Raw genomic sequence first — 13639 nt, forward strand, 5'->3', positions numbered from 1 at the left:
AGGCAATAGGGCTGATGCCCCGCCTCATGCAGCCGGTGCGAGAAGTCCTGCCACTCGTGCAGCAGCTGATACACGTTGAACGCGTCCCGAGGCCCACCCCGGTCCGGCACCGTCGACCAGATGAACGCCGCCGCGCCCACCGCCTCCTCGCCTATGCCGCGCAGGGGGTCGACGACCGTCATGGGGAGTTTGACCACCGCGTAGTCCGGGTGCAGGACGACCAGTTCGAGGGGCGGGACCTTGTGGAGGGGGACGCCTTCGATGCCCGTGAGGACCATCGCTGCCATCGTCTCCGGCTTGATCTTGGTGAACATGCCGTTCATGCCGAGCTCGTCGCCGCCGAGTTCCTCGGGGCGCATCGAGATCGGGACGCGGGCCGCGGTCGCGCCGTCCGGCGCGCCGAAGTACTTGTACGTCACCCCCACCCGACCACCATTCCTGCTCCCCGCCCGGAGGCGATCGACCCGGCGGTCGACTCGCCGGTCGATCCGTTCGGGTTCATTCGGTACACCCTGGCCCTGACGTGTCTCGGTCGCTTCCTCCGCCTCGCGTCGGTGCCTGCCCTGCCGGGCACGACGAGGACCGAGGTCATCGGTCCCCTCGCCCAGTCCGCCACCGCGATGCATATCTCCACCCGACTGCTTTTCTAGGACGCGTGGCCCCCGCCGCGCAACCCGATCATCGTGTCAGTGACCTCCCCCGCGGCCGCCCGCCGAAACGTGCGCTGAAACACCTGTCCGCAGGATCTTCGCAGTCTCTGAACAAGCTTCCGTACATGCATACGTACGAGAAGGCCGTTCGAGCTGTGTGTTTCACGTCCCAGTTTCGCAGATCGGCGGAGGACGCCACTGTTCCTCGGGTCAGCAGTGACCGCCGGTGACGGTGGGGAACGGCGCCCCCTGCCGTCCGTGCCCCCTGGCCTACCCTGAGGAGGTCACAGCCAACCGGAGTCCGAGAAGTCAGAGAAGGTCGGAGACGTCGCTGGTCATGAGCGAACTGCCATATTCCTATGAAGCCCCTGTCTCGCAGGCGCTGTTCGACCGTGCGTCCGCCGTCACGCCCGGCGGTGTGAACTCCCCGGTGCGCGCCTTCCGCGCCGTGGGGGGTACGCCCCGGTTCATGGTGTCCGGTCGTGGTCCGTATCTGACGGATGCCGATGGCCGGGAGTACGTCGACCTCGTCTGTTCGTGGGGTCCGATGATCCTCGGGCACTCGCACCCCGACGTCATCGCCGCTGTCCAGGACGCCGTGTCGCGCGGTACCTCTTTCGGTACGCCCGGTGAGGGAGAGGTCGCGCTCGCCGAGGAGATCGTCGCCCGGGTCGAGCCCGTGGAGCAGGTGCGGCTCGTCAGCAGCGGGACCGAGGCCACGATGAGTGCCATCCGGCTTGCTCGTGGGTTCACCCGGCGCAGCAAAGTGATCAAGTTCGCCGGGTGTTATCACGGCCACGTCGACTCGCTTCTGGCCGCGGCGGGGAGCGGCGTCGCCACCTTCGCGCTGCCCGACACCCCGGGTGTCACCGGCGCCCAGGCCGGCGACACCATCGTCCTCCCCTACAACGACCTCGAAGCCGTCAACGAGGCCTTCCACCGGCACCCCGGCGAGATCGCCTGCGTGATCACCGAGGCCTCGCCCGGCAACATGGGCGTCGTGCCGCCCCGGCCCGGCTTCAACCAGGGACTGAAGGACGCCTGCTCCAAGAACGGCGCCCTCTACATCTCCGACGAGGTCATGACCGGGTTCCGGACCAGCCGGGCAGGGTGGTTCGGCATCGACGGGGTCAGGCCCGATCTCATGACGTTCGGCAAGGTCATGGGGGGTGGGTTCCCGGCCGCCGCCTTCGGTGGTCGCGCCGACGTCATGGGGCACCTCGCCCCCGCCGGGCCCGTCTACCAGGCCGGCACCCTCTCCGGGAACCCGATCGCCACCGCGGCCGGCCTCGCCCAGCTCCGGCTCCTCGACGACGCCGCCTACGACAAGGTCGACGCGGTCTCGGAGCAGATCCGGGCGCTCGTCACCGAGGCGCTCACCAAGGAAGGCGTCGCGCACCGGCTGCAGAACGCCTCCAACATGTTCTCCGTCTTCTTCGCGGACCGGGACGTCCGTGACTACGAGGACGCCAAGAAGCAGGAGTCCTTCCGCTTCACCGCGTTCTTCCACTCGATGCTGGCGCAGGGCGTCTACCTCCCGCCCTCGTCCTTCGAGTCCTGGTTCGTGTCCACGGCCCACGACGAACAGGCCGTACAGCGCATCGCCGACGCCCTCCCGGCGGCGGCCCGAGCGGCGGCGGAGGCAACCGCGTGAGCGAGAACACCAACGGCGACATCACCGTCGTACACGTCATGCGGCACGGTGAGGTCGCCAACCCGGACGGGGTGCTGTACGGCCGGCTGCCCGGCTACCACCTGTCCGAGCTCGGACGGCAGATGGCCGACCGGGTCGCCGAGCATCTGGCGTCGCGCGACATCACGTACGTCTGCTCCTCCCCGCTGGAGCGGGCGCAGGAGACGGCGACGCCGATCGCCAAGGCGCACGGGCTGGACCTCGCCACCGACGAGCGGCTCATCGAGGCCGACAACGTCTTCCAGGGCAAGACCTTCGGCGTCGGCGACGGGGCGCTGCGCAATCCCGGGAACTGGAAGTACCTCACCAACCCGTTCAAGCCGTCCTGGGGCGAGGCGTACGTCGACATCGTCGTACGGATGATGCAGGCGCTGGACGCCGCGAAGGAGCAGGCGCGGGGGCACGAGGCCGTGCTCGTCAGCCATCAGCTGCCGATCTGGACCGTGCGGTCGTACGTCGAGAAGCGGCGGCTGTGGCACGATCCGCGCAAGCGGCAGTGCACGCTCGCCTCGCTCACGTCCTTCACGTACCAGGGCGACAGGCTCGTGTCCGTCGGCTACGGCGAACCGGCCATCGACCTCGTCCCCGCCCATCTGCACGCCGGCGCCAAGCCGGTGAAGGGCAAGGACAAGGCCTTCGGCGCCTAGGACGGCCGCACAAGAAGGCCTTACCGAGGCCCGAGTTGTGTTCGTTACATTTGTTACTGGATCGCCGTGATCGAGAGGAACCTCCCCCTTCGTCATGTCCTCTGAATGGGTGACCACCAGAGCACATGACGAATCGGGGTTGGAATGCGCACTCGTAGCGCTCTCTCGCGCAGGGGAATGCTCGGTCTGGGCGCGGGTGCCGCGGCGGCCGCCGGACTCGTCGGCTGCGGCACCCTCAAGCCGTCAGAGGGGTCGACCCACTCCTCGGGTTCCAAGGGCAGCGGTAAAAGCGGCGGCAAGTCGCACTCCGCAGCCAAGCCCCTCGGCGACGGCTCCACCTCCTTCACCGGCAAGCAGCCCCACCAGCCGTCCCACCCCGAGCCGTTGGAGCCCGGCCAGACCCCGCCCCAGTTCGTGATCTTCTCCTGGGACGGCGCCGGTGAGGTCGGCAACGGCCTCTTCCCCCGCTTCCTCGACCTGGCGAAGCAGCACGGCGCATCCATGACCTTCTTCCTGAGCGGCCTCTATCTGCTCCCCGAGTCGAAGAAGCGCCTCTACAACCCGCCGAACAACCCGCGCGGCGCCTCCGACATCGGCTACCTCACCGACGAGCACATCAAGGCGACGCTGACCAACGTCCGCCGCGCCTGGCTCGAAGGCCACGAGATCGGCACGCACTTCAACGGCCACTTCTGCTCCGGCTACGGCACCGTCGGCAACTGGACGGCCGCGCAGTGGCAGAGCGAGATCCAGCAGGCGAAGGCGTTCGTGAAGGAGTGGCGGACGAACACCGGCTGGACCGACATGCCCTCCCTGCCCTTCGACTACGAGAAGGAACTCGTCGGCGGCCGTACGCCCTGTCTCCTCGGCCAGAACAACCTGCTGCCCACCGCCAAGGAGCTCGGCTGGCGTTACGACGCCTCCTCGCCCGGCGGCCGCCAGGTCTGGCCGGAGAAGAAGCTGGGCATCTGGGATCTGCCGTTGCAGCAGATACCGTTCCCCGGGCGGTCCTTCGAGGTGCTCTCGATGGACTACAACATGCTCGCCAACCAGTCGATCAACTCGACCCAGGCGCCGGCCTACAACTACCCGGCCTGGCGCACCCAGTCCGCACAGGCCTACATATCCGGCTTCAGGCGGGCATACGAGACGAACCGCGCCCCCTTCTTCGTCGGCAACCACTTCGAGCACTGGAACGGCGGCATCTACATGGACGCCGTCGAGGCCGCCTTCAAGCACATCGCCGCCGAGAAGGAGAAGGGTGCGGACGTGCGGCTGGTCTCCTTCCGGCAGTACGTCGACTGGATGGACGTTCAGAAGCCGGAGGTGCTCGCCAAGCTGCGCACCCTCGATGTCGGGCAGGCGCCGGCCGGTGGCTGGAAGACGTTCCTGCGGGAGAGCTCCTCGACCTCCCCGTCCAGCTCCTCCTCGCCCACCGGGCAGGCCGCCTGAAATGCGGGTTTCGGCCCCTCGGGCGCCCTTGAGGGGGGTGGCCAAGATCCTCAGAACGGGCATGCGAAACTTTTCACATGAGTGCCATCAGCCGCACCCCCCTGCGCTCGAACCGAAGCCGTGCCACCCTGCTCGCCGCAGTGGCGGCGGCCTCCGCTCTCACCCTGTCCGCGTGCAGTTCGGGCGGCACCTCGGGTGGCGGCGGTGACACCAACTTCGTCATGGGCAAGGACGGCATCTCCACCGTCAAGAAGGGGGAGCGGGCCGACGCGCCCGACCTGTCCGGCGAGACCGTCGACGGCAAGCAGCTCGACGTCGCCGCCGACTACAAGGGCAAGATCGTCGTCCTGAACGTGTGGGGCTCCTGGTGTGCACCCTGCCGCGCCGAGGCACCCAACCTGGAGACCGTCTACTCGGACCTCAAGTCCAAGGGCGTCCAGTTCGTCGGCATCAACACCCGTGACACCAAGACCTCCAACGCCCAAGCCTTCGAGAAGCAGTACGGCGTCAGCTTCCCCAGCCTGTACGACCCCACCGGCAAGCTGATGCTCCGCTTCAAGAAGGGCACGCTGAACCCGCAGGCGATCCCCTCCACCCTGGTCATCGACCGCGAGGGGAAGATCGCCGCCCGATCGCTGGCCGCGCTCAGCGAGGACAAGCTGCGCAAGATGATCGCCCCGGTCCTCGCGGAGAAGTGACGTGACCTCAGTCACCACGCTCGCCGCCGCGGGCGTCAACGACACGGTGCTCAACGGCGCCCTGCTGCTCGCCCTGCCCATCGCCCTGCTCGGCGGACTCGTTTCCTTCTTCTCCCCCTGCGTCCTCCCGCTCGTCCCCGGTTATCTGTCGTACGTCACTGGAGTCGCCGGCACCGATCTGGCCGAGGCCCGTCGGGGGCGGATGGTCGCGGGGGCCTCGCTCTTCGTGCTCGGCTTCACCGCCGTGTTCGTCTCCAGCGGTGCGCTGTTCGGCTACTTCGGCGACACCCTCCAGGACAACAAGGGCATCCTGGACAAGGTGTTGGGCGCGCTCATGATCCTCATGGGTGTCTTCTTCATGGGCCTGATGCCCTGGATGACCCAGCGGGAGTTCCGCTTCCACAGGAAGCCCGCGACCGGACTCGTCGGCGCTCCGCTGCTCGGCGCGCTGTTCGGCATCGGCTGGACCCCGTGCATCGGCCCGACCCTCGGCTCCGTGCTGACTCTCTCCTCCCAGCAGGGCAGCGCCGGCCGCGGGGCCGTACTGACCATCGCCTACTGCCTCGGCCTCGGCGTGCCCTTCGTGCTCGCCGCGGTCGCCTTCCGCAAGGCGCTCGGCGCCTTCGGCTGGGTCAAGCGCCACTATGTGTGGGTGATGCGGATCGGCGGCACGATGATGATCGTGACCGGTCTGCTGCTGCTCACCGGCGTCTGGGACCAACTCGTGCAGGACATGCAGTCCTGGTCCGCCGGCTTCACCGTGGGGATCTGATCGATGAGCAAGACCACAGCCACCGGCACGCCCGCCGAGCGGGCCGAGGACCCGGACCTCGGTGCCGCCGGCTCGCAGCTGTCCACCGCCCCCAAGGAGGAGCTGCCGGGTCTGCCCTCACTCGGCGTCATCGGCTGGGCCCGCTGGTTCTGGCGGCAGCTGACCTCGATGCGGGTCGCGCTGCTGCTGCTCCTGCTCCTCTCCCTCGGCGCGATCCCCGGCTCGCTCATCCCGCAGTCCGGCATCGACGCGACGAAGGTCGCCGACTTCCGTAAGTCCCACACCTTCCTGGCGCCGGTCTACGACAAGCTCGGCCTCTTCCACGTCTACAGCTCGGTGTGGTTCTCCGCGATCTACATCCTGCTGTTCGTCTCCCTCGTCGGCTGCATCATCCCGCGCACCTGGCAGTTCGTCGGCCAGCTGCGCGGCCGCCCGCCGGGCGCCCCCAAGCGGTTGACCCGGCTGCCCGCCTACACGACCTGGCGCACCGACGCCGAGCCCGAGCAGGTCCGCGAGGCCGCGCTCGCCCTGCTCAAGAAGCGCCGCTTCCGCGCCCACCTCGCCGGTGACGCCGTCGCCGCCGAGAAGGGCTATCTGCGCGAGGTCGGCAACCTCGCCTTCCACATCGCGCTGATCGTGATGCTGATCGCCTTCGCCTGGGGCCAGCTCTACAAGTCCGAGGGCAACAAGCTGATCGTCGAGGGCGACGGCTTCTCCAACACCATCACCCAGTACGACGACTTCAAGTCCGGCAACCTCTTCACCACCGACGACCTGGTGCCGTTCAGCTTCGTCCTGGACAAGTTCACCGGCACGTACGAGACGAGCGGCCCGAACAAGGGCACCCCCCGCACCTACCAGGCCGCCCTCACCTACGCCAAGGGCGCCTACGGCAAGGACAAGACGGACCTCGTCAAGGTCAACGAGCCGCTGCACATCGGCGACGCCAAGGTCTACCTCACCGCCCACGGCTACGCCCCCGTCATCACCGTCCGCGACGGCAAGGGCAACGTCGTCTACCGCGATGCCGTGCCCCTCCTCCCGCTCGACTCCAACGTCACCTCCACCGGTGTGGTCAAGGTGCTCGACGGCTACAAGAACGCCAAGGGCGTCAGTGAGCAGATCGGCATCTCGGCCTTCCTCCTGCCGACCTACACCAAGGGCAGCGAGACGGCGTCCACCTTCCCGGCGCTGAACAACCCGGTCCTCAACCTGACGCCGTTCCACGGCGACCTCGGCGTCGACTCCGGTATCCCGCAGAGCGTGTACCAGCTCGACAAGTCGCATGTGAAGGAATACAAGGACGCCAAGGGCCAGCAGCTTCGGGACAACCTGAAGCCCGGTCAGACCATGAAGCTCCCGAACGGCGCCGGCTCCATCACCTACGAGTCCACCAAGGAGTGGGCGAACTTCCAGGTCGTCCAGCAGTCCGGCACCACCTGGGCCCTCGGCGGCGCCCTCGTCGCCATCTTCGGCCTGGCCGGCTCCCTGTTCATCCAGCGCCGCCGCGTCTGGGTGCGGGCAGTGCGCGGCGCCGACGGGGTGACGGTCGTCGAGATGGCCGGCCTCGGCCGCAGCGAGTCCGCCAAGGTGCCCGAGGAACTCGGCGACCTCGCCGGAATCCTCTACGACCGGACGCCGGGCGCGCCCGATCCCGAAGACACCGATTCCGAAGACACCGATTCCGAAGACACCGATTCCGAAGACAGCGATCCCAAAGACACCGACGCCGATTCCGACGCCGGCTCCGCAGACCAAGACGACACCACCACCCCCGACCCCCAAGTCCTGCCTGCCGAAGGGGCTGAGAAGTGACTCTCGCCGCCGGAACCGCGTTGGCCACGGCCACCAACGAACACCTCGCGAACATCAGCAACACGCTGATCTACTCCGCGATGGCCGTCTACACCCTGGCCTTCTTCACCTACATCGCCGAGTGGATCTTCGGTAGCCGCAGCAAGATCGGACGGACCGCCGCCGCGCTCACCCCCGAGGCGAAGGCCAAGGCGGCGAAGGCACCGGCTGTGACCGTGCAGACGGCCGGCGGGACCGCCGTGCTGGAGCGGCCCAAGGTCGTCGTACGGACGTCGGCCGGGTCGCGGGACGTGCCCGACGGGCCCGGGGCGCACGGCGGGGACGAGCAGGGTGACCTCTACGGGCGTATCGCCATCTCGCTCACCGTGCTCGCCTTCCTCATCCACCTCGGTGGGGTGGTCGCCCGCGCGGCCTCGGTGGAGCGGGCGCCGTGGGGCAACATGTACGAGTTCAACATCACCTTCTCGACGGTCGCGGTCGCGGTGTACCTCACGCTGCTCGCGCTGAAGAAGAACGTGCGCTGGCTCGGACTGTTCCTGGTCACGACGGTCCTCCTCGATCTCGGCATCGCCGTCACTGTCTTGTACACCGCCAGCGACCAGTTGGTTCCCGCCCTTCACTCGTACTGGCTCTACATCCACGTCTCCACCGCCATCCTGTGCGGCGCGGTCTTCTACGTCGGCGCGGCGGGCACGTTCCTCTACCTCTTCAAGGACTCCTACGAGTCCAAGCTGGAGAACGGCGGCACGCCCGGCCGTTTCGCCACGTCCTTCCTGGAGCGGCTGCCCGCGTCCTCGTCCCTGGACAAGTTCTCCTACCGCCTCAACGCGGCCGTCTTCCCGCTGTGGACGTTCACGATCATCGCGGGCGCCATCTGGGCCGAGTCGGCCTGGGGCCGTTACTGGGGCTGGGACCCCAAGGAGACCTGGGCGTTCATCACCTGGGTCGCCTACGCCTGCTACCTGCACGCCCGCGCCACGGCCGGCTGGAAGGGCCGCAAGGCCGCCTACCTGGCCCTGATCGCCTTCGGCTGCTGGCTGTTCAACTACTACGGCGTCAACATCTTCGTCTCCGGCAAGCACTCCTACGCGGGCGTGTAGACCGCGTTCCGGCAGAGGCCGGTTCCGTGTGACTCAGGTCACCGGAACCGGCCTTCGTCGTACGGACAGATAGAGGGGCGTGGACACGACTCTGCGGAAACGCATCCGCGCGGGGGACCACGACGCCTTCGGTGACCTCTTCGACGCGTACGCACGCTCCGTCTACAACCATGCCTTCCGGTTGACCGGCGAGTGGTCGGTGGCCGAGGACGTCGTCTCGCTGACCTTCCTGGACGCCTGGCGGCTGCGCGAGCGGCTCGACGAGGAGGGCGGTTCGCTGCGCCCCTGGCTGCTCGGCATCGCCACCAACGTCACCCGGAACACCCGCCGCGCCGCCCGAAGACACACGGCCGCCGTCGCCCGCCTACCGCGTGACGAGACGGTGCGCGACTTCGCCGACGAAGTCGCCGGGCGCCTGGACGACGCCGCGCAACTGGCCGTCGTACGAACGGCGTTGGCGAGGCTGCGGCGGGCCGAGCGGGAGGTGCTGGCGCTGTGCGTGTGGTCGGGGCTGGAGTACGCGGCCGCGGCGGAGGCGCTGGGGGTGCCGGTGGGGACCGTGCGCTCACGGCTGTCCCGGGCCAGAGCGAAGCTCGCGAAATATATGGAACCAGCCGAATCCGCCGGACAGATGAGAGGTGACCGCACTCCCGCGGTCGGGCCCCCGAAGGAGGGAAACCGATGAACGAACTGCCCGAGAAGGACCTTCCGCCGGCCCGTCACCGACTCCTCAAGGAGCATCTGTTGACCGAGATCCGGCGGGAACCCGAGCAGCCGGCGCGTGCCCGTGCCGCCTGGCTGCGCCCCGCGATGGCCGCGGCGGCGATCGCGACGGCGGCCGTGGTCACGGTGGCCGTCCTGCCGTCCCACGGCGACGCCACCGGCGCACCGTCACAGAGCGGCGCGACCGCGCTCCTGGAGCACATCGCGCTGGCGGCCGAGCACTCCGACGCCGTACCGAGGACGATCCGTGACGACCAGTTCGTCTACATCAAGAGCCGGGGGGCCTACACGACCCAGGTCATCGGCGGTCCCGCGAAGCTCGACCCCGTCCACGACCGGGAGATCTGGCTCTCGGTCGACGGCACCCGCTGGGGTCTGCTGGAGGAGGACCGGGACGGGAACCGGCACGAGAAGCTGCGCCCCGACAACCCGAAGAACAAGACCCCCACCAACTACCGCGCCCTGTCCGAGCTGCCCACCGACCCGGACCGCATGCTCGCCTGGCTCTACCGGATGAGTGCCCGGAACGTCGAGGCCGAGCGTCCCGACAAGGACGCCGCCGCCTTCACGCTCTTCGGCGATCTGATCCGTGAGTCCCTGATGCCGCCGGAGGTGACGGCGGCGCTGTACCGGGCGGCGGCGAAGATCCCGGGTGTGACGGTGGTCCCGCGGGTGAAGGACGCGGTGGGCCGGGAGGGCGTCGCGGTGACCCGGGACGGGACCGACGGCGAGCGCGAGGAGCTGGTCTTCGACCCGAAGACGTATGTGTTCCTGGGCGAGCGCGAGCTGGACGCCGACGGGAAGCTGTCGGGCAGCGACGCGATCCTGGACCGGGCGGTCGTCGATCGTGCAGGTCAGCGGCCCTGACGGGTGCGGAAGTCGCCCCTTCGGGTCACGCTGGTGTCATGACTGGTTCCATCCTGCACTTCCTGGTGCGGGTCCCCCGTCCCATGGGCGAGGTCTGGCAGGCGGTGGCCACCCCGGAGGGGCTCGCGGAGTGGTTCACCGCCGCCGACGTCCTCGAACCCCGGCTCGGCGGCGCGGTCACGCTGCGTGAGCTGGGGAGCGGGCGGGTCACCGCCTGGGACGTGGACCGGGTCGCCGAGTACACGGTGGAGGGCGGCGACCGTGTCCGGTTCCATCTGGAGCGGGACGGGGACGACGCCACGACCCTCCGCTTCACCCATGAGTACCAGGGTGACACCGAGCCGAGCTGGCGCTCCCGCTTCGAGCGGCTCGTCAGTCGACGGTGATCGAGTCCAGCTTCGCCCGCAAGTACACGTGCGAGTCCACCGGTTCGTACGCCACCCGCCCCACCGGCGCGGGCACCGACTCCACCGTCGTCCCCGGGGTGCACTCGCCGAAGTAGACGAGGGACATCAGCTCCTCGGCGGGCACGTCGGCGGGCGGCGGGAGAACCCGGTGTCGGCCCGACCGCCACCGGTCACCGGTCCAACGGGCCATCAGATCACCGATGTTGATGGTGAAGGCGTCCGCGTCGAAGGGCGCGTCCTCCCAGCCGCCCTCGTCCGTGTAGACCTGGAGGCCGCCCTTGCCGGCCTGGCGGTCGAGGATGGTGACGGTCCCGAAGTCGGTGTGCGGGCCGATGCGGAACTGGCCCGGCTGGGGCTCGCCGATGACCTCGGTGCCCGGGTACCAGTTGATGTTGAAGCCGTAGGTCGGATGGTCCATGTGCCGGGAGAAGAAGTCGGGGTCGAGGCCCAGGGCCTCGCCCAGCAGCGACAGCAGCTGCTTCTCCAGCTCACCCATCCGGTCCAGGTACTCCTCGCACAGCGTCTTCAGCTCGGGAACCTCCTGCGGCCAGACGTTCGGCGCGTACCACTCCGCGTTGGTCACCGGGTCCTCGAAGGGCTCGTGGGTCGCGAAGGTCAGCGACTCCTTGAGGTCCGGCGGGGTCTCGGTGCCCTCCGAGTAGCCGTTGGCCTCGGCGCCGGGCCCGAGCCAGCCGCGGCCGCCGACCTTCGCCTCGTAGGGCTGCTTGACGTCGACGGGAAGCCGGAAGAAGGTGCGGGCCGCCTCCCGGATCGCGGAACGCAGCTCCGGGTCCACGCCATGCCCGGTGACCAGCAGGAACCCGGCCGTCTGGAGGGCCTCGTCGACCGTGCGGGCGATGGTGGCGCGGACCTGCTCGTCGCCGTCCAGCCAGGGGCGCAGATCGATGGTCGGGATACGCGGATTGCTGGGACTGCTACTCACCGATGTCCTCATTCCACAGGGCCGGATTGTTCTTGATGAAGTCGCGCATCAGGGCCTCGCACTCGGGGTCGTCGAGCAGCACGATCTCCACACCGTGCTCGGCCAGCCAGTCGTGGCCGCCGTGGAAGGTCGCCGCCTCGCCGACGATCACCCGGGAGATGCCGAACTGCCGGACCAGACCGGAGCAGTACCAGCAGGGGGAGAGGGTGGTGACCATGGTCGTCCCGCGGTACGAACGCTGCCGTCCCGCGTTCCGGAACGCCGAGGTCTCCGCGTGCATCGAGGGGTCGTCGTCCTGGACGCGCCGGTTGTGGCCGCGGCCGAGAAGGGTGCCGTCGGCGCCGTAGAGCGCGGCGCCGATCGGGATGCCGCCCGCCGCGAGGCCGGCGCGGGCCTCCGCGACGGCGGTGGCGAGCCAGGTGCGTGCCTGTGCCTGATCCATACGTCCCACTCTCCTGTGGCCGAAACACGAGGGCAACGTGCGGAAAGTACTCTCCGGGGATCCCGCCGCCGGACGAACTGTCCACGCGCTGTCCCTGGAGGTGCCCGTGGCCGCCCTCACCCTCCGCGAGGTCCTGGACCTCGATCCCGTACGGGCCTCCGAGCCCGAGCTGCTGGCCGGGCAGGGCGCGCTGGACCGCCCGGTGCGCTGGGTGCACTCCAGCGAGGTCTACGAGGGCGCGAACTACCTCGACGGCGGCGAGCTCCTGCTCACCAACGGTTTCGGCCTGACCGACGCCGACGAGGAGACCCGGCGGCGGTACGTCCGTGAACTGGCCGCGCGCGGTGCGGCGGGGCTGGCGGTGGAGGTGGGGCGGTCGCTGCCGCGGATGCCGGACGAGGTGACCGACGAGGCGCGGCGCCTGGGCCTGCCCCTGTTCGCCCTGCACCGTGTCGTGCCCTTCGTCCGCATCACGGAGGCGGCGAACCGGGCGATCGTCGCGCGCGGGCTGTCGGGTCGTTCGGTGGTACGGCCATGGGGCGACGACCATACGGCGGCACTGTTGGCCGACCTCGCCGACCGGGCGGCGCTGAACCAGCCGGAGGTGGAGGCGCGGTCCGCCCTCGCCGGGTTCCATCCCGGCCCCGGGGCCCGGCTGATCGGCGTGTCGGTGCACGGGACGCGCGAGGTGGGGGCGGTGGACCGGGCGGTACGGGTGCTGGGCGGGGCGGGGGTGATGCGGGCGGCGTTCCCGGGGGATGTGCTGGCGCTGATCGCGTTGCCGAGCGGCAGCGGCCCTGGTGCCGGCTCCGGCTCCCGCCCGGCCTCCCGCTCCGGCCCGGCGACCCGCGCACGCTCCGGTGACCCCATCCGCGCCGTCCAGGAAGCCTTCCGTGCCGCCGCCGAGCCCGGTCTCACCGTCGCCGTGGGCCACGCCGTCGACGCGGGCGGCGGATGGCTGCGCTGGAGCGACACACTGCGTGCGGCCCGTACGACGTTGGAGCTGGCCCTGACCGTGCCGGCCGCCGAACCCTCCGTCCCCGAAGGCCCGTTGGTGACGTCCGCCCGAGCGCTCGCGCTGGAACGGGAGCTGACCCGGGGCGGTGTCGACACCAACCGGGACCGCCTCGCCCGACTGGTCGAGCACACCCTCGGCCCACTGCTGGCCTGGGAGGCGGCCCACCCGAGCGATCTCGTACGGACGCTGGAGGTCCACCTCCGCAACGGCTGCTCCCCGACCCGCACGGCCGCCCTGCTCCACATCGGCCGCCAGTCCCTCTACCAACGCCTGGAACGCATCGAGTCGTTGCTCGGCCTGGAGATCGACGACCCTGATCTGCTGGGGGAGTTGCTGGCGGCGGCTTGTGCGCATCGGGTGGTACGGGGGATGGGGGCGGCGGCCGTGCGGGGGCTCAGGACGGTGGCCTAGG

General features: G+C 69.4%; 14 protein-coding genes. 11 read left to right on the forward strand and 3 right to left on the reverse strand.

Annotation, left to right across the window (positions count from 1 at the left end):
* On the reverse strand, nt 1-425 hold a 425-nt coding region (locus tag ACWC09_RS20710), incomplete at its 3' end, for a hypothetical protein (protein WP_450852021.1).
* A gap of 562 nt (nt 426-987) precedes the next feature.
* Here ACWC09_RS20710 and hemL point away from each other — a divergent pair.
* From hemL to ACWC09_RS20760, 10 genes are all read left to right on the forward strand, one after another.
* Nucleotides 988-2304, forward strand: a complete 1317-nt coding sequence (hemL, locus tag ACWC09_RS20715) for a glutamate-1-semialdehyde 2,1-aminomutase (protein WP_450852022.1) — start codon at nt 988-990, stop codon at nt 2302-2304.
* 38 nt (nt 2305-2342) lie between these two features.
* Nucleotides 2343-2990 carry a histidine phosphatase family protein gene (locus ACWC09_RS20720; protein WP_450852119.1) on the forward strand — a complete coding sequence of 216 codons (648 nt, stop codon included), beginning with the start codon at nt 2343-2345 and terminating at the stop codon, nt 2988-2990.
* 144 nt (nt 2991-3134) lie between these two features.
* Nucleotides 3135-4442 carry a hypothetical protein gene (locus ACWC09_RS20725; protein WP_450852023.1) on the forward strand — a complete coding sequence of 436 codons (1308 nt, stop codon included), beginning with the start codon at nt 3135-3137 and terminating at the stop codon, nt 4440-4442.
* A 77-nt stretch (nt 4443-4519) separates the two neighbouring features.
* Nucleotides 4520-5140 carry a TlpA family protein disulfide reductase gene (locus ACWC09_RS20730; protein ID WP_450852024.1) on the forward strand — a complete coding sequence of 207 codons (621 nt, stop codon included), beginning with the start codon at nt 4520-4522 and terminating at the stop codon, nt 5138-5140.
* 1 nt (nt 5141) lies between these two features.
* The gene (locus ACWC09_RS20735) at nt 5142-5912 is read left to right on the forward strand and encodes a cytochrome c biogenesis CcdA family protein (RefSeq protein WP_450852025.1); all 771 of its coding nucleotides are present in this window, start codon (nt 5142-5144) and stop codon (nt 5910-5912) included.
* A gap of 3 nt (nt 5913-5915) precedes the next feature.
* Nucleotides 5916-7727 (forward strand): cytochrome c biogenesis protein ResB, encoded by a 1812-nt coding sequence (locus ACWC09_RS20740; protein ID WP_450852026.1) that lies wholly within the window; start codon nt 5916-5918, stop codon nt 7725-7727.
* The gene (ccsB, locus tag ACWC09_RS20745) at nt 7724-8827 is read left to right on the forward strand and encodes a c-type cytochrome biogenesis protein CcsB (RefSeq protein WP_450852027.1); all 1104 of its coding nucleotides are present in this window, start codon (nt 7724-7726) and stop codon (nt 8825-8827) included. The genes ACWC09_RS20740 and ccsB overlap by 4 nt, the downstream gene beginning before the upstream one ends.
* Before the next feature lie 79 nt (nt 8828-8906).
* A complete protein-coding gene (locus ACWC09_RS20750; RefSeq protein ID WP_450852028.1) occupies nt 8907-9512 on the forward strand; it encodes an RNA polymerase sigma factor in 606 nt (201 codons plus the stop codon).
* Nucleotides 9509-10417, forward strand: coding sequence for a CU044_5270 family protein (locus ACWC09_RS20755; RefSeq protein ID WP_450852029.1), 909 nt, complete (start codon nt 9509-9511; stop codon nt 10415-10417). Before ACWC09_RS20750 ends, ACWC09_RS20755 begins: the two co-directional genes overlap by 4 nt.
* Before the next feature lie 38 nt (nt 10418-10455).
* The gene (locus ACWC09_RS20760) at nt 10456-10803 is read left to right on the forward strand and encodes an SRPBCC domain-containing protein (protein ID WP_450852030.1); all 348 of its coding nucleotides are present in this window, start codon (nt 10456-10458) and stop codon (nt 10801-10803) included.
* Here ACWC09_RS20760 and ACWC09_RS20765 read toward each other — a convergent pair.
* The gene (locus tag ACWC09_RS20765) at nt 10790-11767 is read right to left on the reverse strand and encodes an isopenicillin N synthase family dioxygenase (protein ID WP_450852031.1); all 978 of its coding nucleotides are present in this window, start codon (nt 11765-11767) and stop codon (nt 10790-10792) included. The genes ACWC09_RS20760 and ACWC09_RS20765 overlap by 14 nt on opposite strands.
* Nucleotides 11760-12209 carry a nucleoside deaminase gene (locus ACWC09_RS20770; RefSeq protein WP_450852032.1) on the reverse strand — a complete coding sequence of 150 codons (450 nt, stop codon included), beginning with the start codon at nt 12207-12209 and terminating at the stop codon, nt 11760-11762. Before ACWC09_RS20770 ends, ACWC09_RS20765 begins: the two co-directional genes overlap by 8 nt.
* A gap of 106 nt (nt 12210-12315) precedes the next feature.
* Between ACWC09_RS20770 and ACWC09_RS20775 the strand changes: the two genes are divergently transcribed.
* Nucleotides 12316-13638: a PucR family transcriptional regulator gene (locus tag ACWC09_RS20775; RefSeq protein WP_450852120.1), complete on the forward strand. Its 1323-nt coding sequence runs from the start codon at nt 12316-12318 to the stop codon at nt 13636-13638.
* Nucleotide 13639: the final 1 nt, after the last annotated feature.

It is taken from the genome of Streptomyces sp. NPDC001617 (genome assembly GCF_053596855.1).

What these genes read in the sequence shown, in the direction of transcription:
- ACWC09_RS20770 (WP_450852032.1), bottom strand. Translation starts at nt 12,209, where the DNA reads ATGGATCAGGCACAGGCACGCACCTGGCTCGCCACCGCCGTCGCGGAG.
- hemL (WP_450852022.1), top strand. Translation starts at nt 988, where the DNA reads ATGAGCGAACTGCCATATTCCTATGAAGCCCCTGTCTCGCAGGCGCTG.
- ACWC09_RS20720 (WP_450852119.1), top strand. Translation starts at nt 2,343, where the DNA reads ATGCGGCACGGTGAGGTCGCCAACCCGGACGGGGTGCTGTACGGCCGG.
- ACWC09_RS20730 (WP_450852024.1), top strand. Translation starts at nt 4,520, where the DNA reads ATGAGTGCCATCAGCCGCACCCCCCTGCGCTCGAACCGAAGCCGTGCC.
- ACWC09_RS20755 (WP_450852029.1), top strand. Translation starts at nt 9,509, where the DNA reads ATGAACGAACTGCCCGAGAAGGACCTTCCGCCGGCCCGTCACCGACTC.
- ACWC09_RS20725 (WP_450852023.1), top strand. Translation starts at nt 3,135, where the DNA reads ATGCGCACTCGTAGCGCTCTCTCGCGCAGGGGAATGCTCGGTCTGGGC.
- ACWC09_RS20760 (WP_450852030.1), top strand. Translation starts at nt 10,456, where the DNA reads ATGACTGGTTCCATCCTGCACTTCCTGGTGCGGGTCCCCCGTCCCATG.
- ACWC09_RS20740 (WP_450852026.1), top strand. Translation starts at nt 5,916, where the DNA reads ATGAGCAAGACCACAGCCACCGGCACGCCCGCCGAGCGGGCCGAGGAC.